General features: G+C 70.0%; 19 protein-coding genes, 1 tRNA gene and 1 pseudogene. 10 read left to right on the forward strand and 11 right to left on the reverse strand.

Annotation, left to right across the window (positions count from 1 at the left end; all coding sequences use genetic code 11):
• The 4 genes and pseudogenes from QSJ97_RS22730 to QSJ97_RS22745 form a co-directional block, all read right to left on the reverse strand.
• A pseudogene (locus QSJ97_RS22730) lies at window positions 1-202 on the reverse strand (recombinase zinc ribbon domain-containing protein); the annotation flags it as partial.
• Window positions 203-379: 177 nt separating this feature from the next.
• Window positions 380-455: transfer RNA gene (locus QSJ97_RS22735), tRNA-Ala, on the reverse strand.
• A gap of 101 nt (window positions 456-556) precedes the next feature.
• Window positions 557-979, reverse strand: a complete 423-nt coding sequence (locus tag QSJ97_RS22740; RefSeq protein ID WP_285674671.1) for a hypothetical protein — start codon at window positions 977-979, stop codon at window positions 557-559.
• 133 nt (window positions 980-1,112) lie between these two features.
• On the reverse strand, window positions 1,113-1,592 hold the full coding sequence (locus tag QSJ97_RS22745) for an FYDLN acid domain-containing protein (RefSeq protein WP_285674673.1): 480 nt from the start codon (window positions 1,590-1,592) through the stop codon (window positions 1,113-1,115).
• 241 nt (window positions 1,593-1,833) lie between these two features.
• Here QSJ97_RS22745 and QSJ97_RS22750 point away from each other — a divergent pair, with 241 nt between their 5' ends.
• Window positions 1,834-3,114, forward strand: a complete 1,281-nt coding sequence (locus QSJ97_RS22750) for a polyhydroxyalkanoate depolymerase (protein ID WP_285674674.1) — start codon at window positions 1,834-1,836, stop codon at window positions 3,112-3,114.
• 10 nt (window positions 3,115-3,124) lie between these two features.
• Window positions 3,125-3,856, forward strand: a complete 732-nt coding sequence (locus tag QSJ97_RS22755) for a M48 family metallopeptidase (RefSeq protein ID WP_285674675.1) — start codon at window positions 3,125-3,127, stop codon at window positions 3,854-3,856.
• A 557-nt stretch (window positions 3,857-4,413) separates the two neighbouring features.
• On the opposite strand, the gene QSJ97_RS22760 is transcribed toward QSJ97_RS22755, so the two are convergent.
• On the reverse strand, window positions 4,414-6,408 hold the full coding sequence (locus QSJ97_RS22760) for a transglycosylase domain-containing protein (RefSeq protein ID WP_285674677.1): 1,995 nt from the start codon (window positions 6,406-6,408) through the stop codon (window positions 4,414-4,416).
• A gap of 469 nt (window positions 6,409-6,877) precedes the next feature.
• Between QSJ97_RS22760 and QSJ97_RS22765 the strand changes: the two genes are divergently transcribed.
• Both QSJ97_RS22765 and QSJ97_RS22770 read left to right on the forward strand, forming a co-directional pair.
• Window positions 6,878-7,216 (forward strand): P-II family nitrogen regulator, encoded by a 339-nt coding sequence (locus tag QSJ97_RS22765; protein WP_285674679.1) that lies wholly within the window; start codon window positions 6,878-6,880, stop codon window positions 7,214-7,216.
• Between the two features lie 32 nt (window positions 7,217-7,248).
• Window positions 7,249-8,655, forward strand: a complete 1,407-nt coding sequence (locus tag QSJ97_RS22770) for an ammonium transporter family protein (RefSeq protein WP_285674681.1) — start codon at window positions 7,249-7,251, stop codon at window positions 8,653-8,655.
• Window positions 8,656-8,751: 96 nt separating this feature from the next.
• Here the strand turns inward: QSJ97_RS22770 and QSJ97_RS22775 are convergent, their stop codons facing one another.
• From QSJ97_RS22775 to QSJ97_RS22795, 5 genes are all read right to left on the reverse strand, one after another.
• Window positions 8,752-9,408: a YggS family pyridoxal phosphate-dependent enzyme gene (locus tag QSJ97_RS22775; protein WP_285674683.1), complete on the reverse strand. Its 657-nt coding sequence runs from the start codon at window positions 9,406-9,408 to the stop codon at window positions 8,752-8,754.
• Window positions 9,405-10,274: a sulfotransferase domain-containing protein gene (locus QSJ97_RS22780; protein ID WP_285674689.1), complete on the reverse strand. Its 870-nt coding sequence runs from the start codon at window positions 10,272-10,274 to the stop codon at window positions 9,405-9,407. The genes QSJ97_RS22775 and QSJ97_RS22780 overlap by 4 nt, the downstream gene beginning before the upstream one ends.
• Window positions 10,274-11,131 carry a sulfotransferase domain-containing protein gene (locus QSJ97_RS22785; RefSeq protein WP_285674691.1) on the reverse strand — a complete coding sequence of 286 codons (858 nt, stop codon included), beginning with the start codon at window positions 11,129-11,131 and terminating at the stop codon, window positions 10,274-10,276. The genes QSJ97_RS22780 and QSJ97_RS22785 overlap by 1 nt, the downstream gene beginning before the upstream one ends.
• Complete coding sequence (locus QSJ97_RS22790) at window positions 11,131-12,003, reverse strand: sulfotransferase domain-containing protein (RefSeq protein ID WP_285674693.1); 873 nt, start codon at window positions 12,001-12,003, stop codon at window positions 11,131-11,133. Before QSJ97_RS22790 ends, QSJ97_RS22785 begins: the two co-directional genes overlap by 1 nt.
• Window positions 12,004-12,124: 121 nt before the next feature.
• A complete protein-coding gene (locus QSJ97_RS22795) occupies window positions 12,125-13,279 on the reverse strand; it encodes a porin (RefSeq protein WP_285674694.1) in 1,155 nt (384 codons plus the stop codon).
• A 397-nt stretch (window positions 13,280-13,676) separates the two neighbouring features.
• Between QSJ97_RS22795 and QSJ97_RS22800 the strand changes: the two genes are divergently transcribed.
• Together QSJ97_RS22800 and QSJ97_RS22805 are read left to right on the forward strand one after the other, a co-directional pair.
• Entirely contained in the window at window positions 13,677-14,243 is a 567-nt protein-coding gene (locus QSJ97_RS22800; protein ID WP_285674696.1) for a DUF3576 domain-containing protein, read from the forward strand.
• A 28-nt stretch (window positions 14,244-14,271) separates the two neighbouring features.
• Entirely contained in the window at window positions 14,272-14,826 is a 555-nt protein-coding gene (locus tag QSJ97_RS22805) for a GNAT family N-acetyltransferase (RefSeq protein ID WP_285674699.1), read from the forward strand.
• A 70-nt stretch (window positions 14,827-14,896) separates the two neighbouring features.
• On the opposite strand, the gene QSJ97_RS22810 is transcribed toward QSJ97_RS22805, so the two are convergent.
• Complete coding sequence (locus QSJ97_RS22810; RefSeq protein ID WP_285674701.1) at window positions 14,897-16,486, reverse strand: peptidoglycan-binding domain-containing protein; 1,590 nt, start codon at window positions 16,484-16,486, stop codon at window positions 14,897-14,899.
• 234 nt (window positions 16,487-16,720) lie between these two features.
• Between QSJ97_RS22810 and leuS the strand changes: the two genes are divergently transcribed.
• From leuS to QSJ97_RS22830, 4 genes are all read left to right on the forward strand, one after another.
• Window positions 16,721-19,306, forward strand: a complete 2,586-nt coding sequence (gene leuS, locus QSJ97_RS22815) for a leucine--tRNA ligase (protein WP_285674703.1) — start codon at window positions 16,721-16,723, stop codon at window positions 19,304-19,306.
• Entirely contained in the window at window positions 19,293-19,817 is a 525-nt protein-coding gene (lptE, locus tag QSJ97_RS22820; RefSeq protein ID WP_285674705.1) for an LPS assembly lipoprotein LptE, read from the forward strand. Before leuS ends, lptE begins: the two co-directional genes overlap by 14 nt.
• Window positions 19,818-19,827: 10 nt before the next feature.
• Window positions 19,828-20,847, forward strand: coding sequence for a DNA polymerase III subunit delta (locus QSJ97_RS22825; RefSeq protein ID WP_285674707.1), 1,020 nt, complete (start codon window positions 19,828-19,830; stop codon window positions 20,845-20,847).
• Between the two features lie 115 nt (window positions 20,848-20,962).
• Window positions 20,963-21,388 (forward strand): peptidase associated/transthyretin-like domain-containing protein, encoded by a 426-nt coding sequence (locus QSJ97_RS22830; RefSeq protein ID WP_285674709.1) that lies wholly within the window; start codon window positions 20,963-20,965, stop codon window positions 21,386-21,388.
• Window positions 21,389-21,569 lie beyond the last annotated feature (181 nt).

The raw sequence follows: 21,569 nt of genomic DNA on the forward strand, positions 1-21,569 counted from the left end.
GCGCGCAGCTGGTCGATGACGGCGGCCTCGATTTCCCCAGCTGGCACGCGCCCCACAGGGCAAGACCCGGCCCCGTGCTTCAGCACGGTCTGGCTGACAAAGTAGCGGTAGAGTTTGTCGCTCTTGCGGATGTGTGCAGGTGAGAAGGCCGTGCATCGGGGCCGAACAGCAGTCCCTTCAGTAGCTCCGGGGTCTCGGCACGCTCGGCAAGCCTCAGGGCGAGACCGCGCCTGGGCGTCCAACGCGGCGGACACTTGGCCGGAAGCGGCACCATCGCCAGCCAATTCAACAAGGCAGAGATCAGCGTGGGGAATAATGTGGGGAACCGGCTGGCTTGTATCGCCAACCGCCTGACGTCATGCGCTTATTTCGAGAGGGGTGGTGGAGCCAAGGGGAGTCGAACCCCTGACCTCTTGAATGCCATTCAAGCGCTCTCCCAACTGAGCTATGGCCCCGTCTCTGCGTGCGCCGGAACCTATGCAGCAAGCGCCGCCACCGCAAGAGGTAAAATGCACCGCCGGCGCGGAATCTCGGCTGTCCGGCGCCCGGCGCTCCGCTAGTTCATGCCGGCGATCACATCCTTCTGGCCGGAGACCTTTGCGGAGAGCGTGTTGGCCTCGATCCGGGCCTCGTTTATGCGCGAGACCATGGCCTGCAGGCGCTTGTCGCGCGGCGCGATCTCCTTCTTCAGCCGGGCGATCTCGGCCTTGTCGGGCGGGCGCGCCTTCTCGGCCTTCGCCAGGTCCTCGGCGAGGGGGATGATCTCGTCGATCAGCTTGAGATAGTCGGCGAAGACGGTGTCGGCGCGGCGGTGGCAGTCCTTGATCGTCGCGAGATCCGCCTCGAAGCGCTGGCGCAGCGCCTTCGCCGCCGCGGCGGCATCGCTGCAGGTCTTCTCGAAACCGGTCCAGATCTTCTTGTTGCCGGCGACGAGGCGGAGTGCATCCGCCTTGATCGCCCGGTAGTTCTTGCCGGCCATGCGCCCGCTCCGCCTGTCGCACCCGGCGGCAGGGCCCGCCGGGCGGTCCGGAGCAGTCTAGCGCAGAGGCGCCGCCGCGCAAACCGCGCCGCGACCCGGCGGCAGGGCCGGGCCGCGGCGGCGGCAGTGGCGGTCAGCTGTTGTCGTCGTCGTCCTTGCCGACATCGTCGAGGCCGTCGATCGGCGGGTCCTCGTCGTCGTCGCTCTCGAGCAGCGGATCATCCGCGAAATCGCCGAGGTCGTCGTCGTCCTCGACATCCGCATCCGGCGTCTCGTCATCGTCGTCGTCATCGTCGGCGGCGAGCGCCGGATCGGGGACGGCGGGGATATCATCCTCGTCGTCCTCGATGTCATCATCGACCTCATCGTCCTCGGTCTCGTCCTCGACGAGAACCGCCGCAGCCGCAGCCACCTTTGCGGGCGCCGCCGAGCCGGCCGACGCCTTGGCCCGCTTGGGCCGTGCCACAGCCACCGAGGCATCGAACTCGGCCCCGCATTTCGGGCAGACGATCGGCTCGCGCATCAGATCGTAGAAGCGCGCTGCGCAGGACAGGCAGGTCCGCTTCACGCCCCATTCGGGATTAGGCATCCTGATTTCTCTGGTCCGTTTCATGGGAAAGCCGCCCCCTGCCACAGTTGTCGGCGCTTGTCAAAGGCGGAACATGCCCCGGAGCGCCTGCCGGGCGGGGTTCCGGGCCGCTCCGGGCTCCGGCGCCGCGGCCCTGCGGCCGTGGCCACCCCGGGGAATTTCCCATATGCATGCGTATTTTTTTGCAGGTGCGAAGAGACAGGGGTTGCCGGGGCCGTCCGGCTTCTCTAACGTCGGGCTCCGATGGTGAACCGCGAGGCCCGGAATGCTGTATCACGTCTATGAGTTCACGCACGCGGCGATCAGCCCGCTGCGCAACGCGGCCCAGTTCCAGCTCGCCGCGCTCCGGAGCCCGTTCAATCCGTTCGCCGCGAGCCTGAGCGCGCGCACGACGGCGGCGGCCGTCGAGATGTTCGTCCACGCCACCAAGCGCTACGGCAAGCCGGATTTCGGGATCTCCGAGACCGAGGTTGCCGGCGAGACCGTGCCGGTGCGCGAGGAGGTGGTGCTCGAGAAGCCCTTCGGCAACCTGCTGCACTTCAAGCGCGAGAGCGTGCTGGCCGAGGCCCGCAACGATCCCGTCGTGCTGCTGGTGGCGCCGATGTCTGGGCATTTCGCGACCCTGCTGCGCGGCACCGTCGAGGCGATGCTGCCGGAGCACGAGATCTACATCACCGACTGGATCGACGCGCGCGACGTGCCGCTGACCGATGGCAGCTTCGGCCTTGCCGACTACACCGACTACATCACCGAGTTCTGCCAGTTCCTCTCCCGCGGCGGCGAGCGCCCGACGGTGATGGCGGTCTGCCAGCCCGGCGTGCCCTGCCTCGTCTCGGCGGCGCTGATGGCCGAGGATGCCGACCCGGCGCGGCCCTCCTCGCTGATCCTGATGGGCAGCCCGATCGACACCCGGGTGAACCCGACCGAGCCGAACGTGCTGGCCACCACCCGGCCGCTCTCCTGGTTCGAGAAGAACATGATCACCATCGTGCCCTTCCCCAACCGGGGCTTCCTGCGGCGCGTCTATCCGGGCTTCCTGCAGCTTTCGGGCTTCATGCAGATGAATCTCGACCGTCATGTCGACGCGCATCTCGACCAGTTCCGCAACCTCGTCCGCGGCGACGGTGATTCGGCCTCGAATCACCGTACCTTCTACGACGAGTATCTCGCGGTGATGGACCTCTCGGCCGAGTTCTACCTCGAGACCGTCGAGGCGGTGTTCCAGAAGCACGCGCTGCCCGAGGGGACCTATACCCATCGCGGCCGCCCGGTGAACCCCGGTGCGATCTCCGACATCGCGCTGATGACCATCGAGGGCGAGAAGGACGACATCACCGGCCGCGGCCAGACCGAGGCGGCGCATCACCTCACCCCGAACCTGCCGGAGGAGAAGAAGCTCCACTACGTGCAGGCCAAGGTGGGCCACTACGGCGTGTTCAACGGCTCGCGCTTCCGCAACCACATCCTGCCGAAGATCCGCAATTTCACCCGCGGCAACCGTGCCATGGTGGACGGCCGGGCGATGCGCGCCCGGGCCGCCGAGTAAGTCCGCCGTCATGGGCCGGGCTCCCCGGCGGGCGGCGCGCGGCGCGGCCCGGCCGGCGCTGCCCGAGCGCATCTCCCTCAACGATCCCCCCGTTGCCGTGCGCATCGCGCCCTCGGACCGGGCGCGGCGCTTCACGCTGCGCCTGACCGCCGAGGGCGAGGCCGTGCTCACGGTGCCGCCAGGGCCGGAGGAGGCCGAGATCCGCGGCTTTCTCACCCGCCATGCCGGCTGGCTCGCCGCCGCCCGCGCCCGCCTGCCGGAGCCGCTTCGGGTGGCGCCGGGGATGCTGCTGCCGGTCGATGGCGTGCCCTGCCGACTGGTCGAGGGCACCGGCCATCGCGCGGCGCTCGAGGACGGGCGGCTGGTGCTCCCGGCCGGTGCCGCGCCGGGCCCTGCCACCGCGGCCTGGCTCAAGCGCCGGGCGAAGGCGCGCATGGTTCCGCTGGCCGAGGATTTCGCGGCACGGCTCGGGCGCGAGATCTCCGGCATCGCGTTCCGCGACACCCGCTCGCGCTGGGGCTCCTGCAGCGCGCGGCGGCGGCTCAGCTTCTCCTGGCGGCTGGCGATGGCGCCGGAGGCGGTGCAGACCTATCTCGCGGCGCATGAGGCGGCGCATCTGGTCGAGATGAACCACTCACCGCGCTATTGGGCGGTGCTGGCCTCGATCCTGCCCGAACATGCCCGCGCCCGCGACTGGCTGAAGCGCGAGGGCCGGGCGCTGCACCGCTACCGATTCGACTGAGCGGCGGTTCGGGCGCCGGTCGATACCCTCCGCGCTCGCGCCCGGCCCGAGCTGGCATCGCATTGGCCCTTCCGAGGGCTCCTGCCTGACCTGTTCCGGAGGTCCGCGGAGGGCCCGGCTTCAGGCGCGTGACGGCTCGGGGTCCGAACGCCTCCGGCGATCTCAGCGCCGCCGCGCGGCAGCTTTCCGACCGTGCCGGCGAGCTGGAGCGCGATCACGTCGGCGACTCGGCGACCGATGGGAGCTACGACGTTCGCGTGTCCCCGGCGCCCTGCAAGCGCCATCGCTGAGGCGGGCGGCAATATCGGACCGACATGCGGTCCTGCGCCGTGAAGCGGCTCTGATTGCGCCCGAATGCGCCCGGCCTTCGGATCGCCAAGCGGCTGGTGAATACCCCGCTCGGGCGGAAGCATTCTGCCAGGCGCCGGCATCGCTCGATCCGGGGGACCAACGGGCGCTTCCTGCCCGCGGCGGCCAGGGCGAGATCGCGCCGGAAGGGCGGATCTCCTGTCCGGGCGTGAACGTCACGGCCCGCGCGGCCCCGGTCCCGTGCGCCGCTAGCGGTCGTTGCCGGGGGTGAAGGCGCGTCCGGTGCTGCTGCCGGAGACCGCCGCCTCGGACGGGCGCCCCTCGCCGCCGCCGAGCCCGCCCAGCACGCTGCGGAAGATCGAGCCCACGCCGCCGTCGCGCTCCGCCGCCGGGCCGGAGAGCGCCACCTGCGGCGCCGGCCCCGCCTCCATCGGCAGCGGCCGCGGCGGCAGCCCGTCATGCAGCCGCAGCGCCACCTCGTGCCAGATCTCCGCCGGCAGCCCGCCGCCGGTGACGCCGGTGAGCGGGGCGTTGTCGTCGTTCCCCATCCAGACGCCGATCACGTAGTCCGCCGTGAAGCCGATGAACCAGGCGTCGCGCGCGGCCTGGGTAGTGCCGGTCTTGCCCGCCGCCTGGCGCCCCGCGAGCCGCGCCCGCCTGCCGGTGCCGCCCTCGATCACCCCGTGCATCATGTGGATGAGCTGGCGCGCGATGTCCGGCGGCAGCGGCCGCGCCCCGGCCGGCGGCGGGGTATGGGTCAGCAGCGGCGTCGAGTCGCCCTTGAGCGTGAGGCGGCGCAGCCCGTGCGGCTCGACCAGCCGGCCCTCGGCCCGGATCGTGCCGTAAACCCCCATCATGTCGATCAGTGTCGCCTCGGAGGTGCCGAGCGCCACCGCCGGCCCTGGCGCCAGCGGCGTCGAGATTCCCATCTCGGCGGCGAGCGCGCGGACCCGATCGGTCCCCGCCCGCTGCGCCACGCGCACCGCCACCGTGTTGATCGAGCTCGCCAGCGCCGCCTCCAGCGTCACCGGCCCGCGGAAGCCGCCGCCATAGTTCTTCGGCGACCAGCCGCGGATGGTGATCGGCGCGTCCTCGACCACCGACTGCGGCGTGAGCCCGGCCATCAGCCCGGCCGCATAGACCACCGGCTTGAAGGCGCTGCCGGTCTGGCGCAGCGCCTGGGTGGCGCGGTTGAAGCGCCCTGCCCCGGTCTTGCGCCCGCCGACCATGGCGCGCACCGCGCCGTCCGGCGCCATCACCACCACGGCCGTCTGCGCCTCGCTGCCGGGCTTCACCTTGGCGGCATAGACCGCCTCCACCCCGGCCTCCGCCGCGGCCTGGGCCTTGCGGTCGAAGGTGGTGGCGATCACCACGTCCTCGGTGGTGCGGCGGGCGAGATAGGCCGGCGCGGTCTCCATCACCCAGTCGGCGAAGGCATCGCCGATATCGGCCTCCGCCGCCTGGCTGAGCCCGGCCGGATTGGCCAGCGCCTCGAAGACCTGCGGCTCGGAGAGATAGCCCTCCTCGTGCATCGCGCGCACGATCACCGAGGCGCGGCCCTGCGCCAGCCCGATATCGTTGGTGGGCGCATAGCGCGAGGGCGCACGCAGCAGGCCGGCCAGCATCGCCGCCTCGGCCGGCGTCACCGCCCGCGCCGACTTGCCGAAATAGCGCTGCGCCGCCGCCTCGAAGCCATAGGTGCCGGCGCCGAGATAGACCCGGTTGAGGTAGATCGAGAGGATCTCCTCCTTGCTGTATTTGAGCTCGAGCGCGAGGGCCATCGGCGCCTCCTTGAGCTTGCGCTCGAAGCTGCGCTCGGCATCGAGGAAGACGTTCTTCGCCACCTGCTGGGTCAGCGTCGAGCCGCCCTGAACCACCCGCCCGGCGCGCAGGTTGGCCCAGACCGCGCGAGCGATGCCGCGCGGGTCGATGCCCCAGTGGTCCCAGAAGCGGCGATCCTCGGCGGCGGTCATGGCGTGGATCAGATGCGGCGAGACGTCGTCGGCCAGGAGCGCGCCGCCATACTGCTCGCCGCGCCAGGCAAAGACCGAGCCGTTGCGGTCGAGCAGCGTGACCGAGCCGGTGGCGCGGCCGTCGAGCATCGCCTGCACCGGGGGCAGCTGGCTGTAGAAATAGCCCGTCGCGGCGGCGAGCATCACCGTCGCCACCAGCCCGACGCGCCAGAGGAAGGCCCAGACGGCGCCGACGAGGCCCAGCACCACCCGGCGCACCGCGCGGCCCACCGGCCCCGGCTGCCCGGCGGGAGCGCGCGGCGACGCCGCAGACGTGGCGCGCGGGGCGGGCTTGGCACCGCCCTTGGCGGCCGGCTTTGCCGGCGCCCCGGCGCCCGTGCTCGCGGCCGGGCCCTTGCCGCGGCCGGCGGGGGCCTTCGGGGTCTTCCGCCTCGGGGTGCGCGCCATGACTGCTCCAGGTTTCTTCACGCACCGAGATACGCCATCCCGCCCCGCTCTGCCAGATGCGCCGCCGGGGCAAGCAGAGGGGCGCGGCGATTGGGCAACGCTTGCGCCGCATTTTTCATCATTGGTGAAATTTTATGCACATCTGGCGCCCGAGAATCCGCCATGCCGCGGCGCATATAATTTTTCCAGCGTTATTTCAGCGTCTTACACGATCTCTACCGCATTGGCACACATCTTGAAGAGCACTTCCCGGAGGCTGGAGCGGTCCAGCCGGGACAGATCGGGGAGAGAGATGAAACTGATCGTTGCCGTCATCAAACCCTTCAAGCTGGAGGAGGTCCGCCAGGCACTCACGCAGATCGGCGTGCAGGGCCTCATGGTCTCCGAGGTCAAGGGCTATGGCCGCCAGAGCGGGCACACGGAGATCTACCGCGGCGCCGAATACGTCGTGAACTTCGTCCCCAAGATCAAGATCGAGATGGTCGTGCCCGACGACCGGGTCGACGCGATCCTGGAGACCATCAGCACCGCGGCGCGCACCGGCAAGATCGGCGACGGAAAGATCTTCGTCGCCTCGGTCGAGCAGGCCGTGCGCGTGCGTACCGACGAGCGCGACGAAGACGCGCTGTGACCCTAGAGCGAAACTGGAAGGTGAGACGTAACATGAAGACGAAATCGCTTGTCGCGCTCCTGGCTCTCGCGGCGCTGGCCGCGGATCCGGCGCTGGCGCAGGAAACCGCGGAGGCCGCCGCACCCGTCGCCGAGGCTGTGCCGACCCATTCGGTGTTCATCCTCAACACCCTGCTGTTCCTGATCGGCGGCTTCCTGGTGATGTGGATGGCCGCCGGCTTCTGCATGCTCGAGGCCGGCCTCGTGCGCAGCAAGAACGTCGCGATGCAGTGCACCAAGAACATCGCGCTGTTCTCGATCGCCTCGATCGGCTACTTCCTCGTCGGCTTCAACCTGATGTATCCGGGCGACGGCTGGTCGATCGACGGCATGCTCGGCGCCTTCATGCCGACCTCGCTCGAGCCGGTCGGGCTCACCGATGCCGATGGCAACTTCACCGGCCCGGGCGACATCACCTATGCCTCCGTCGGCTCGGACTTCTTCTTCCAGCTGATGTTCTGCGCCGCGACCGCCTCGATCGTCTCCGGCGCGCTGGCCGAGCGCATCAAGCTCTGGCCCTTCCTGATCTTCACCTTCGTGCTGACCTGCATCATCTACCCGATCCAGGCCTCCTGGAAATGGGGCGCCGGCTGGCTCAACCCGAGCGACGATACCGGCTTCATGGCGACCACCTTCGGCGCCGAGTTCCTCGACTTCGCCGGCTCCACCGTGGTGCATTCGGTCGGCGGCTGGGCGGCGCTGGCGGGCGCCCTCATCCTCGGTCCGCGGCTCGGCAAGTATGCCGGCGGCAAGGTCAACGTGATGCCGGGCTCCAACCTGCCGCTGGCCACGCTGGGCACCTTCATCCTGTGGCTCGGCTGGTTCGGCTTCAACGGCGGCTCGCAGCTCGCCATGGGCTCGCTCGGTGACGTCGCCGATGTCAGCCGGATCTTCACCAACACCAACGCGGCCGCGGCCGGCGGCGTGATGGCGGCGATCTTCCTGACCCAGCTGCTCTACGGCAAGGTCGATCTCACCATGGCGCTGAACGGCGCGCTGGCGGGCCTGGTCTCGATCACCGCCGAGCCGCTGACCCCCTCGATCGGCCTCGCCACCGCCATCGGCGCCGTCGGCGGCGTGATCGTGGTGTTCACCGTGCCGATGCTCGACAAGCTGAAGATCGACGACGTGGTCGGCGCCATCCCGGTGCACCTCTTCGCCGGCATCTGGGGCACCATCGCGGTGGTGCTGTCGAACGGCGATGCCGGGATCGCGGCGCAGCTCTTCTCCATCGCGGTGGTCGGTGTCTTCGTCTTCGGCGTGTCGCTGGTGCTCTGGGCCTTCCTGCACATGACCATCGGCATCCGTGTCGAGGAGGAAGAGGAAATGGCCGGTCTCGACAGCGCCGAGCTGGGTCTCGAGGCCTATCCCGAGTTCGGCAAGGGCTCGCAGTTCGTCTGATCTCCCAGGTTCCCCAGGAGGCCGCATGCGCTCGCGGCCTCCCGCTCAGGCCCCGGTTCCGCCGGGGCCTTTTTTCGTCCGGAGCCCTGGAGGGAATCAGGTCTTGCCGCGCTCGCCGAAGATCGCCGAGCCGACGCGCACCACCGTGGCGCCCTGGGCGATGGCACGCTCGAAATCGGCGCTCATGCCCATGGAGAGGCCGGTGAGCCCGTTGCGCTCGGCGAGCCTGGCCAGCAGCGCGAAATGCAGCGCCGGTTCCTCGTCGACGGGGGGGATGCACATCAGCCCGGCCAGCGGCAGGCCGAGGTCGCGGCACTCCGCCACGAAGGCATCGGTGTCGGCAGGCAGCACGCCGGCCTTCTGCGGCTCCTCGCCGGTGTTGACCTGGATGTAGCAGGGCAGCCGCCGGCCGGTCTCCTCGAAGAGCTCGGCGAGCCTGCGGGCAAGCTTCGGCCGGTCGACGCTCTCGATCACGTCGAAGAGCTCCACCGCCTGGCGGGCCTTGTTGGTCTGCAGCGGGCCGATCAGGTGCAGCACGACATCAGGGAAGCGCTCCCGGAAGCCCGGCCATTTCTCCGCCGCCTCCTGCACCCGGTTCTCGCCGAAGACCCGCTGGCCGGCCTCCAGCACCGCCTCGACGCGCGCGAGCGGCTGCACCTTGGAGACCGCGACCAGCGTGATCTCGCCGGGGTCCCTGCCCGCCTCCGCGGCCGCCGCGGCGACCCGCGCACGAATGTCCTCGAGCCCGCTCATGCCTTCGCCGCCACCTCTGCCGTCTCGCCCATCAGCTCCGGATACCACTTCTCCAGCGCCGGCATGAAGCCCTCGCGCAGTCGCGCCACTTGCGCCGGCGTCAGGTCGTCGCGCCAGGCCCCGGCCTTGCCCTTGGTGAAGAACGGCGTCTCCATGGTCGGCGGGCGCTCGACGAAGCCCTGCGCCGCCTCCTGCTTCTTCAGCGCATCGAAGGAGGTCGCCCGGATCGCCCGGCGCAGCTTGCCGTCCGGCACCGGGGCCTGCAGGAACTTCAGCAGCCCGCGGAAGGCGCGCTCGGTATCGGCGATCATGTCCTCGTAGCGCATCACGTGCATCGGCAGGCCGCGCGCGCCGGTCCAGCTCGCGATGTGGTCGTCCCAGCGGCCGATGATCTCGAAGATGCGCGTTGCCGAGGCATTCAGCATCTTCGGGTTGAGCATCATGGTGATCGCCTGGTCGAGATCGACGCCCAGATGCCGGGCATAGGAGGGCGCGACATCGAACGGATTGCGCAGGATGTAGACCGCAGCGGCGGTCACCGCCGGGTCGATCACGTGGATGCCGCCGATGCGCTGGATCTGGCAATGCGTCTTGACGAAGTGGTGCCCGGGCTTCGACCCCGCGATCAGCTTCTGCACCTTGACCCGCGTCCTCAGCCAGTCGTCGAAATCCGCCGCCTCGTAGGGCCGCCCGGCGGCGCGGTCGAAGAAGTCCTGCCGGATGTCGGAGGTGGTGAAGGCCTTGAGCTCGTTGATGCCGGGCGCCTTGTCCGAAGGCATCAACGCCTGGGCGAGGAAGCTCCGCGTCCAGGTATTGCCGGATTTCGGAAAGCTGGCGAGCCAGATGATCCGCTGGAGGGTCTGCATCAGAGATATCCGTGTGCGCGCATGACGGGGCCGTGGACCTTGCGGACGGCCTCGACCAGCTCGGGGTCGAGATCGCTCTGCCACTGCCCGGCGGTGCCGCGGCTGAAGAAGCGCTCGGCGGTGGGGGACTTCTCGATGAAGCCCTTATCGGTCTCCTGCCTGGCGACCTCGTCGAAGGCGGAGAAGCGGATCGCCCGGGCCAGCCGCTCCGGGTCCGGCGTGAAGCCGAGATGCTCCAGCAGGCGGGAGAAGCCGGTCTCCGGGTCGTCCTGCAGGTCCTCGTAGCGCAGCACCAGCACCGGGAACGGCGCGCGCTCGGTCCAGCTCTTCACATGGCGCGACCAGTTGCCGAGATACTGCGGCACGCTGGTGGCATCGCCGGCGGTGGTGTTGTCGTCGCGCGCGATGGCCGCAACCGCCTCGGCCGGGGTCTTGTCGTAGTGCCGCGCATAGGAGAGCACCACGTCGAGGGGATTGCGCAGGATGTAGACCGCCGAACGCGTGAGCGGCACCGGAATCAGCTCCGTGCCCATGGCGAAATCGCGGATATTGTGGGTCTTCACGAAGTTCACGTCGGCGCCGTTGCCGGCGATGCCGCGCAGCACCCGGGGCCTGAGCCCCAGCATCGCCTTGTGATCGGCAGTGTTGACCGGCGCGCCGGCCACCATGGCATAGGCCTTGGCGATGCTGTCGCCCATGCCGAGGCGATGCACCTGGTTGATCGGCATCGGCTCCTTGCGGTCGAACAGGTAGTTGGCGAGGAAGATCCGTGTCCAAGTGTTGCCGGATTTCGGATAGGAGGCGAGCCAGACGATGTTCTTCGCCGCCGGTTTCGCGCGGGGCCGGGGGGCGGCCATCAGAAATACCCCCGGGCGCGCATGGCGGCGCCATGATCGGCCTCGATCCGGGCGAGCTGGCCGGCGGAGAGCACGCCCTCCCATTGCCGCGCGGTGCCGCTGTGGAAGAAGCGCTCGGCATTGGCGGAGCGCTCGCTGAAGCCGGCGGTGGCCTCCTGGCGCTGCAACTCGCCGAAGGCGGAGAAGCGCACGGCCTTGGCGAGGCGGGCGCGGTCGACGGGGATGTTCAGGAAGCCGAGCATCTTGGCGAAGGTCTCCTCCGGATCGGCGAGCATGTCCTCGTAGCGCTGGACGAGCACGGGGAAGGCGTCGGCGTCAACCCAGCTCGCGACATGGCCGGACCAGCTGCCGAGATACTGCTTCACCTTGCGTGGGTCGGCGGCGGTGGAGTTCTCCGGGTTGCCGAGATGGGCGATGGCGCGGTCGACACTGACGCCGAAATGCCGGGCATAGGACAGCGCGACATCGCGCGGGTCGCGCAGGATGTAGATCGCGGCGCGGGTCAGCGCCGCCGGGATCAGCGGCTGCAGGCCGACGGCGGCGTTGCGGTTGTGCGTCTTGACGAAGTTGAGATCCGCGCCGTTGCCGGCGATCGCGGCGAGCATCCGCGGGCGCGTGGCGAGCGCGGCGGAGAGGTCGGTGGCGCGGAAGCCGGGGCCGGCGACGCGGCCGTAGAGATCCGCGCCCGAATCGTTGGCGCCGATGCGGTGGATCTCTGACAGCGGCACCGGCTCGGGCCGGTCGAGCACGTAGTTGGCGAGGAAGACGCGGGTCCAGGTGTTCCCGGATTTCGGGAAGCTGGCGAGCCAGACCAGCGTGCGCGGCGCGGGGCGCTTCGGCACGGGCCCGGGGGCGGTCTTCCCAGCGGTCATCCCGGCTGCGCTCCTGGTTGTCTGGCGGGTCTTCTGAGGCATCGCGGACGGATGGGCAGTGGCAAAGAAAAGGGCAGGGGGAGCGTGCTCCCCCTGCCCGGCATGTCGGATCGCGCTGAGATCAGAAGCTGATCTTGATGCCGGTACCGATCACGAAGCCGTCGACATCGTCGCCGCCGCCGCCAGCATCGCCGGTGTCCTCCTGGAAGTCGACATAGGCGCCGAAGCCCATCAGGGTCACGCCTTTGGCGAGCTTGTAGGTCACACCCAGCAGGTACTGGTCGAGCTCCTCGTCGTTGCCGAAGGCAGCGCCGTTGAAGGCCGACTCCTCATCCACGTTCGTGCCGTGGAAGTAGGTGAAGGACACGCCCCAGGGACCGGTGGTGTAGCTGATACCGGCGTCGTAGGCCTGGCCGTCGTCGAAGCCGGCGTTGTTCTGCTCGGCGAAGGAGCCGCCGATGGTCACGCCGAAGAAGCCGACATTGGCACCGACGGAGTAGATCTCCGGATCGTCACCCGGCGCGTCGTCGAAGGCGATGCCGTAGCGGCCGGACACCGCGATGTCGACCGGGCCGAAGCTCTGGACGAAGTTGGCGCCGAAGTCGACGATGTTGGTGAGCGAGCGGCCGTTGATGTCGAGCTGCGCATTGTTGTCCTGCAGGCCGTCACGGGCATAGGACACACCGAACTGCACGCCGCCGAAGCGGGGGGTGAAGTAGGTGAAGCGCTCGGCGTCGTTGTTGCGGCCGTTCTCGAGGAAGGTCGAACCCAGGGTGCCGCGGAAGATGTCGGCACCGGTGGCAACCGGGCCACCCACGGTCCCCGGACCGTCGCCGGCGATGCCGGAGAACGGCACGAAGGCGGTCAGCGAGCCCGAGTTGACGTTCACGAAGGTGACGTCGGGGGCGGCATAGGTCATCTTGTAGCCGGCCGAGTTCTCGGAACCGAGCAGGACCTCGCCGAACGAGCCGCGGATGAACAGGTAGGCCTCGTCGATGGTGTCGGAGGTGCCCGACGAACCCTCGAGCTCGATGTTGGCACCGATCTTGATGCCGTTGTCGAGCGTGATGGAGGGTTTGAAGTGGATCTCCGAGTCGCGCTTGGAGTCGATACCGCCGTACTCCTCACCGGAGACGTTGGCGACATCCGAGTCGGCATAGGCAGCGTAGGCCTCGAAGTAGCCGCCGATCGTCATCTCGAATTCGGCCGCGGTCGCGGTGCCAGCATACGCACCGACAAGCGCGAGGGCGCTGGTGCCCAGGAGAACTTTTTTCATCGTGTCCCTCTTCATTGCCACACGTGTGTTTCGTTCCTCGGGTTCGGCGACTCTCTTTCGGTGCGCGCTCACCCCGCAAGGCGTCGACTGCCTCGCCACTCTCTCTCATACCCGTGGGCCGCCCCCCGTCAACGACGCGGTAGCGGATAGTGCTGTCGCCACGGGCCCTCGGTGCATTTTGGCAACAGGAAAACCGCCGACAGACCGTGGATTTCGGGCGCCGCACGATTCTGTCCCTGTCCGGGATGGTCGCGCGGCCACGGCCGCGACGCGGCCGGCGACGGCGCGCGGCGGCGCGCGCCCCGCTAGGAAAGCGCGCGGGCTGTGTGCTAAGCGATGCGGGAAAGGGCGGCGCCGGCGGTGCCGTCCGATGTCGGGAGGATTACCCAGGATGACGATGCGGACCAGATCCAGCTTTTTCCTCGGCCTCGGCGCCGCGTTCCTGCTGGCCGCCTGCTCGGGCAACTACGCCGCGGACGACAGCTACCAGACGCCGGCGCCCAAGGTCGGCCAGAACGCGCAGGTCGATCCGGACGACACGCTGTTCGGCGAGGACGGGTTCACCATGGGCGGGCTGCTCGACGGCTCGATCTTCGGCGCGGAGGACCCGCTCAAGGATGGCGGCCGCCTGCCGATCAACAAGTATATCTGGCAGGGCACGCTGGAGACGCTGGACTTCCTGCCGCTGGCCTCGGCCGATCCCTTCACCGGCGTGATCGCCACCGAATGGTCGACCACCCCGCAGAGCCCGGGTCAGCGCTTCAAGGTGGCGGCCTATGTCACCAGCCCGGATCTCGAGGCCAGCTCGCTGAAGGTCGCGGTGTTCCGCGAGGATCTGCGCGAGGACGGGCTGTGGATCCCGATGCCGGTGAGCGAGGAGACCGTGCGCCGGCTCGAGGACGCGATCCTGACGCGCTCGCGGCAGATCCGCATTGCCGAGCTCGAGGCCGCGGAGGCCAGCTGATCCGCGCCCGGTTCGGGAGGGCAGGGCGATGACGGTCGAGATCGTGCCGGCCGACTGGGCCGCCTTCGAGGCCGTGATGGGCGAGAAGGGCGGCTGCGGCGGCTGCTGGTGCATGCTCTGGCGCCTGCCGAAGGCGGCCTTCGAGGCCGGCGCCGGCGCCGCCAACCGCGAGGCCATGCGGGCGGTCTTCGAGGCCGGCCCGCCGCCGGGGCTGGTCGCCCGCGATGGCGAGACCCCGGTCGGCTGGGTGCAGGTCGCGCCGCGCAGCGCGCTGCCGCGACTCGCCGGCTCGCGGGTGCTGGCCCCGGTGGACGACCTGCCGGTCTGGTGCGTCACCTGCTTCCTGGTGCAGAAGAGCCACCGCCGGCAGGGGCTCTCGGCGCGGCTGCTGGAGGCCGCCGCCACGCTCGCGGGCGCGCGCGGTGCCCCGGCGCTCGAGGGCTATCCGATCGACACGCCGAAGGCAAAATATCCCCCGGTCTATGCCTGGACGGGATTCGCCGGCGCCTTCCGCCGCGCCGGCTTCGCGGAGATTGCCCGGCGCTCGCCGACCCGGCCGACCATGCGCCGGATGCTCGGCTGAGCCTGCAGGCGGCGGGCCGACCTGCCGCGGGCGCGCCCGGCGCTGCCGCGAGCGAAACCGAGGGCGGTTCTCAGGCGTCGGTCTTCTTCCTTGCATCCGCAACGTAGCGCTCGACCGCGCGGTCGACCGTCTTCACGATCTCGGCGTTCTTCGCAAACGCCTCGTTGAAGCGCCTGGTGAAGCCGGCGACCGTATCGTTGGGCTTCGCGGCGAAGACATCGCCCAGCACGTCCTTGCCGAGCTTCATGACGATCTTGAGATTGGTCTTCCGCATGCCCTCGAACACCGCGCGCATCGCGTCGCTGCCCGGTTTTCCCTGCATCTTCTTCCAGGCCCGGCTGCGCGGGATGACCGCGCGCAGGGCCTCCTCGTTGGCCCGCAGCCTGTTGTCGCCCATCTTCTTCATGGCGGCGAGCGGGCCGGAGAAGACCCCGTCCCAGAACACCGCCCAGGCGGCCTCCTTCAGCGCATCGCCGGACACCAGCTTGCCGTCGGAGTAGGATTTCTCGGCGAGCTTGACGATCTGCTTCACTGCGCCGCGGCTCATGTCCTGCCCCGCCTCCTTGAAGAGCGTCGTGACGATCTGCATGCAGCGATCGCTGGCGAGCCAGGGGAGCTTCTGGCCGAACTTCTTCGCCGCGCCCTCCACCACATACTTGCCGAGCTTGCCCTCGAGCTTGATCGCCTTCGAGACCCGGCCGACGATGGCGCCGCCGATCATGTTGCGGCCGATGTTCCACATCGTCTTGCGCGCGCCCTTGCCCTTCCCGGCGGAGGCAAGCTCGAGCTCGTCGATCGCCGCATAGCCGCCCCATTCCGCGGCGCCGACGATGGTACAGGCCGCGAACTCGCTCACGGTGAAGCGGGCGATGGTGGCCCCCGCGAGCGTCGGCCCGGCAAAGGCGGCGATCACCGCAATGGAGGCCTTGGCGGTGAACTTGGCGACCTTGAGCCCGGTCTCGGCGCCGCCGAGATTCCGGCGCATGAAGTCGTCGGTATACCAGAGGGCGTGGGAGTAGGATCCGGCCGCCTTCCCGTAGGCCTCCGCCGCCTTCCTGTGGTTGCGCGTGCGCACGGCGCTCTCGAGGCTGTCGACGTGGTTCTGGAGATCGCTGAACACCGACCATTTCAGCGGCGGCTGCTTGTCGAAGCTGTCTGCGATCGCCGCCCCTACGCGCGCCAGGGTGCCGTCCACGCCTTCGCGCACGTCCTTGTAGTCCTTGTAGATTTCCCAGAGATAGTCGGACTTCTCCCGCATCTCCCGGACATTCTTCTCCATCGTCTTCCACATCCGGGCCTCGAGCCGGTCGGCCTCGTCCTTGAGCATCCACTCCTTCCTGCCCCGCCAGGTGAGCTCGCGCAGCCCGCCGGCCTTCTGCGCGCGGAGGAGGAACTGGCGCCATTTCTTCTCCTCGGCCTCGGCCTTCCTGTACCGGGGCAGGAGCTTGCGGAAGGTGTTGTCGTCCGGCCTGACGACGCCGTCGATCTCGCCGCCGGTGCGCTTCTGGTAGTAGCGGATGAGGTTCACCAGGGTCTGATCGACCCGCGTGCCCTCCTTCAGCGTCTCGTAGCCGTTGGCAATGAACATCCGGCGCAGCAGCGCCACGTCCTCGGGCCTGTTCTGGGCCTTCAGCCCGACATGTCCGGTAAGCTTCGTCATATCTGTCCCACCTCCGATCACCGATGGAATGCGCGGCGACCACGGGCGGCGCCGTCCGGATGGCCTTCAGATGGGACAGGGATGTGTCGGGCTGATGTTGCGGAGCTTGCGGTTTGGTATCAGAACCGTCTCGGATTGTATTGGTGCCGTCTCCGCCCCGGGCGCATTGAAATCGGCGCTGAGGGGGCCTAATGCTCGCCCGATCGGTCGGGAATGCACGGACAAGGGAACGCTATGACGCGCTACAACGCCCGCGAGGTGGAACCGAAATGGCAGGCCCGCTGGAACGAGGCGCGCGCCTTCGAGGCGCGGCCCGACCCGTCGCGGCCGAAATACTACGTGCTGGAGATGTTCCCCTATCCCTCCGGGCGGATCCATGTCGGCCACACCCGCAACTACGTGATGGGCGACGTGGTGGCGCGCTACAAGCGGGCGCGCGGCTTCAACGTGCTGCACCCGATGGGCTTCGACGCCTTCGGCCTGCCGGCGGAGAACGCGGCGATCGAGCGCGGCCTGCACCCCGATGCCTGGACCCGCGAGAACATGGCGGTGATGCGCGCCCAGATGGAGCCGCTCGGCCTCTCGATCGACTGGACCCGCGAGCTCGCCACCTGCGACGCCGAGTATTACGGCCAGCAGCAGGCGCTGTTCATCGACATGCTCGCGGCCGGGCTGGTGGCGCGCAAGGCATCGGTGGTGAACTGGGACCCGGTGGACCAGACCGTGCTGGCCAACGAGCAGGTGATCGACGGCAAGGGCTGGCGCACCGGCGCACCGGTCGAGCGGCGCGAGCTGACGCAGTGGTTCTTCCGGATCTCGGACATGGCCGAGGAGCTGCTCGACGCCATCGACGGCCTCGAGCAGTGGCCGGAGAAGGTGCGCACCATGCAGCGCAACTGGATCGGCCGCTCGCGGGGGCTCCAGTTCACCTTCGAGACCCGCGGCGCTCCGGCCGGCCACGAGGCGCTCGAGGTCTACACCACCCGGCCCGACACGCTGATGGGCGCCTCCTTCGCCGCGATCTCGCCGGATCACCCGCTGGCCCGCGCGCTCGAGAAGGACAATCCCGAGATCGCCGCCTTCTGCGCCGAGTGCCGCCGCATGGGCACCTCGGAGGAGGAGCTGGAGAAGGCCGAGAAGAAGGGCCTCGACACCGGCATCACCGTGGTCCACCCGCTCGACCCGGACTGGCACCTGCCGGTCTGGATCGCCAACTTCGTGCTGATGGACTATGGCACCGGCGCGATCTTCGCGGTGCCGGCGCATGACCAGCGCGACCTCGATTTCGCCCGCAAGTACGGCCTGCCGGTGATCGACTGCTACACCGCCGTGAACGACGACACCCGCGTCACCGACACCGCCTTCGTGCCGCCCAAGACCGAGGCCGTGCGCTTCGTCAACACCCATACCGGCGAGGGGGTGATGGACGCCAACGAGGCCATCGACCGGGCCATCGCCCATGCCGAGGAGAAGGGCTACGGCCGGGGCGTCACGAAATACCGCCTGCGCGACTGGGGGATCAGCCGGCAGCGCTACTGGGGCTGCCCGATCCCGGTGGTGCATTGCGAGGAATGCGGCGTGGTGCCGGAGCGCAAGGCGAACCTGCCCGTGCGCCTGCCCGAGGATGTCGAGCTCACCGGCTCCGGCAACCCGCTGGAGCGGCACCCGACCTGGGCCCGGACCACCTGCCCGAAATGCGGCGAGCCGGCCCGGCGCGAGACCGACACCATGGACACCTTCGTCGACAGCTCCTGGTATTTCGCGCGCTTCACCGCGCCGCGCGCCGACACGCCGACCGACCCGGAGGCCGCGGCCTACTGGATGAATGTCGATCAGTATATCGGCGGCGTCGAGCACGCCATCCTGCACCTGCTCTACAGCCGCTTCTTCGCCCGCGCGATGATCCGGACCGGCCACCTGCCCGAGACCGCGGCGGAGCCGTTCAACGCGCTCTTCACCCAGGGCATGCTGACGCACGAGACCTATGCCACCCGCGACGCCGCGGGCCGCGAGGTCTGGCACCTGCCCGAGGAGGTCAGCCGCACCGAGGCCGGCGCCACGCTGCTGGCCTCCGGCGCGCCGGTGGAGATCGGCCCGCCGATCAAGATGTCGAAATCGAAGAAGAACGTCATCGCGCCGGAAGACATCATCGAGCAGTTCGGCGCCGATACCGCGCGCTGGTTCGTGATGTCCGACAGCCCGCCGGAGCGCGACGTGGAGTGGACCGCCGCCGGCGTCGAGGGCGCCTGGCGCTTCCTGCAGCGGGTCTGGCGGCTGGCCGGCGAGGCCGAGCTCGCCGCCCACGGCACCCCGGCGCCGGATTGCGGCCCGGCAGCGCTGGCCCTGCGCAAGGCCACCCACAAGGCGATCGACGGGGTCACCGCCGACATCGAGGGCTTCGCCTTCAACAAGGCGGTGGCGCGGCTCTACGAATTCGCCAACGCGATCCAGCGCACCGCGGGAGAGGGGCCGGACCTCGCCTTCGCCCGGCGCGAGGCCTTCGAGGCGATGGCCCGGCTGATGAACCCGATGGTGCCGCATTTCGCCGAGGAGCTCTGGGCCAGGCTCGGCCACGAGACCATGCTGGTCGACACCGCCTGGCCCGAGGCCGATGCCGCGCTGGCACGCGACGACACGATCCTGCTGCCGATCCAGGTCAACGGCAAGAAGCGCGGCGAGCTCGAGGTCGCCCGCGACGCCGGGAAGGACGCCATCGAGAAGATGGCGCTGGACGAGCCCAACGTGGTGCGCTTCCTCGAGGGGCGCGCGCCGAAGAAGGTGATCGTGGTGCCGGGGCGGATCGTCAATGTCGTGGTCTGAGGACGGCGCCGCGGGCCCCTCGCGCCGCGCGCTGCTGGCGGCGCTGCCGGCGCTCGGGCTCGCCGGCTGCTTCCGGCCGATGCTGGCCGAGGACACCGATGCCGCAGGCCTGCGCGGGCGCATCGCCCTGCCGCCGATCGACGGCCGGATGGGCTACCATCTCAGCCGCCGGCTCGAGGAACGCCTCGGCAGCCCGGCGCGCCCCGATCTGCGCCTGCAGGTGACGCTGACCACCCGCGACACCGGCCTCGCCATCGAGCCGGACAACAGCGTCACCCGGCGCACCCTCACCGCCACCGCCGACTGGCGGCTGCTGAAGACCGGCGAGACCGAGCCGCTGCTCGCGCGCCGCATGGTGGTCCGCTCGGGCTACAACGCGACCAGCTCGCTCTATGCCTCCCGCGTCGCCGAACGCACGGTGGAGCGCCGCCTCGCCGAGGATCTCGCCGAGCGCATCAGCCGCGAGATCTTCGCCGAGGCCGGCCGGCTGCCGGGCGCCGGCGCCTCCTGAGGCGGCGGGGGTGGCCAAGCTCGCCGGCAGCCGCGGCGCCGCCTTCTGCCGCAAGCCCGACCTCTCCCGCGCCGGAGTGCTGCTGCACGGCCCGGATGCCGCGCTGCTGGGCCTGCGCCGCCGCGACCTCGTCGCCGCCGTCACCGAAGGCGACCCGATGCGCCTCACGCGCCTCGAGCCGGAGGCGGTGCGCCGCGACCCCGCCGCCCTCGACACCGCGCTGAAGGCCCGCGGCTTCTTCGCCGGGCGCCAGGCGGTGGCGATCGAGGGGGCGAAGGACGCGCTGACCCAGATCCTCGCGCCGCTGCTCGGGACCCTCACCCCGGACGACGCCTTTCTCGTGGTCACCGCCACCGGGCTCGGGCCGCGCTCCAGCCTGCGCCGGCTCTTCGAGGCGGAGGGCGCACTGCTCGCCATCGGGCTCTATCCCGACCCGCCGGATGCCGCAGAGATCACCGGGCGGCTGGCGGCCGCGGGCGGCCCGCGCCGGCTCTCGCAGGAGGCCAGCGGCCGGCTCGAGACGCTTGCCGCCGAGCTCGACCCGGGCAGCTTCGAGCGCTTCCTCGAGGCACTGGCGCTCTATGCGCAGGGGGCGGAGGAGCTCTCCGCCGAGGATGTCGCCGCGCTCTCGCCGCAGGGCGCCGGGGCGGAGGTGGACCTGCTGGTCGGCGCGGTGGCCGAGGCGCAGGCGGTGCGGATCGGCCCGCTGCTGGCCCGCCTCGCAGCCGGCGGCACCGCGCCCGGCTCGGCGCTCGGCGCGGTGTCCCGCCATTTCCGCCGGCTCTACACCCTCGCGGTGGCGCCGCGCGGCCCGATGGCGGCGGTGGAGGCGCTGCGCCCGCCGGTGCGCGGCCCGCGCCGCGACGCGCTGCTGGCGCAGCTCCGGATCTGGCCCGCGCCGCGGCTCGAGACCGCACAGCGCACCCTGGCCGAGGCCGAGCGCCGGCTGCGCTCCCCCGGCGAGCACCCGGAGGCGGCGCTTGTCGAGCGGATCCTGCTCCGCGTCGCCCTGATGGCTGCCAGGAACTGAGAAGGCTTCGTTTTTCCGCGGTTCGGGCGAAATCTGACGCGGCGTCATATTGACGCGCGCGGCATGCAACCCCACGTCTCCGGTCACGGCTGACACCAGACAAAGGAGGAAAGCCATGACACGCCATATCCCCCGCATCCGCGCCCGCGAAACCGCGCCGGATGATTCGCCGCGCCTGCATCGCGGGCTGCTCGGCGCCGCCATCGCCGCCGCGGGAATCGGCCTCGCCGGCCCCGTCGGCGCCGCCCAGGCCAACGCGATCTGCTCGGGCATCGGCGACGGCGCCGAGATCGAGGCCGTCGCCTTCGACCACAGCCTGAAGCTGGTCTATGCCGAGCCCGACGGCAGCTATCTCGGCGATGTGGAGACCCGCATCGAGCAGAACGGCGAGACCGTGCTCGAGATGCACTGCGCCGGCCCCTGGGTGCTGGCCGACCTGCCGCCGGGACGCTACGAGGTGACCGCCCGATTCGAGGGCCAGCGCAAGACGCTCACCGTCACCGTCGGCGACGGCGCCTCGGAGCAGGTCGTCACCTTCTGATCCCGGCCCTCTGCCGCGGGCCCCGCGCCCGCAGCGCGACGGCGCCCCGCCACCGGCGGCGGCGCCGTTCGCCGCTTTACCCTTGCGCATGGCGCGCAAACCCACTAAGCGAGCCGCGGAAAACGCCGCCAAGGCCCCGCGCACGGGCGTGGTCCCATGGCAAGAGTTCGAGGAGCGATCG

It is taken from the genome of Paralimibaculum aggregatum (genome assembly GCF_030270585.1).
GTDB lineage: Bacteria > Pseudomonadota > Alphaproteobacteria > Rhodobacterales > Rhodobacteraceae > Thermohalobaculum > Thermohalobaculum aggregatum.

Coding starts and splice junctions, on each gene's coding strand:
- QSJ97_RS22795 (WP_285674694.1), bottom strand. CDS start 13,279: ATGAAAAAAGTTCTCCTGGGCACCAGCGCCCTCGCGCTTGTCGGTGCG.
- QSJ97_RS22740 (WP_285674671.1), bottom strand. CDS start 979: ATGGCCGGCAAGAACTACCGGGCGATCAAGGCGGATGCACTCCGCCTC.
- QSJ97_RS22770 (WP_285674681.1), top strand. CDS start 7,249: ATGAAGACGAAATCGCTTGTCGCGCTCCTGGCTCTCGCGGCGCTGGCC.
- QSJ97_RS22805 (WP_285674699.1), top strand. CDS start 14,272: ATGACGGTCGAGATCGTGCCGGCCGACTGGGCCGCCTTCGAGGCCGTG.
- lptE (WP_285674705.1), top strand. CDS start 19,293: ATGTCGTGGTCTGAGGACGGCGCCGCGGGCCCCTCGCGCCGCGCGCTG.
- QSJ97_RS22780 (WP_285674689.1), bottom strand. CDS start 10,274: ATGCAGACCCTCCAGCGGATCATCTGGCTCGCCAGCTTTCCGAAATCC.
- QSJ97_RS22755 (WP_285674675.1), top strand. CDS start 3,125: ATGGGCCGGGCTCCCCGGCGGGCGGCGCGCGGCGCGGCCCGGCCGGCG.
- QSJ97_RS22790 (WP_285674693.1), bottom strand. CDS start 12,003: ATGACCGCTGGGAAGACCGCCCCCGGGCCCGTGCCGAAGCGCCCCGCG.
- leuS (WP_285674703.1), top strand. CDS start 16,721: ATGACGCGCTACAACGCCCGCGAGGTGGAACCGAAATGGCAGGCCCGC.
- QSJ97_RS22775 (WP_285674683.1), bottom strand. CDS start 9,408: ATGAGCGGGCTCGAGGACATTCGTGCGCGGGTCGCCGCGGCGGCCGCG.
- QSJ97_RS22800 (WP_285674696.1), top strand. CDS start 13,677: ATGCGGACCAGATCCAGCTTTTTCCTCGGCCTCGGCGCCGCGTTCCTG.
- QSJ97_RS22745 (WP_285674673.1), bottom strand. CDS start 1,592: ATGAAACGGACCAGAGAAATCAGGATGCCTAATCCCGAATGGGGCGTG.
- QSJ97_RS22765 (WP_285674679.1), top strand. CDS start 6,878: ATGAAACTGATCGTTGCCGTCATCAAACCCTTCAAGCTGGAGGAGGTC.
- QSJ97_RS22830 (WP_285674709.1), top strand. CDS start 20,963: ATGACACGCCATATCCCCCGCATCCGCGCCCGCGAAACCGCGCCGGAT.
- QSJ97_RS22750 (WP_285674674.1), top strand. CDS start 1,834: ATGCTGTATCACGTCTATGAGTTCACGCACGCGGCGATCAGCCCGCTG.
- QSJ97_RS22810 (WP_285674701.1), bottom strand. CDS start 16,486: ATGACGAAGCTTACCGGACATGTCGGGCTGAAGGCCCAGAACAGGCCC.
- QSJ97_RS22785 (WP_285674691.1), bottom strand. CDS start 11,131: ATGGCCGCCCCCCGGCCCCGCGCGAAACCGGCGGCGAAGAACATCGTC.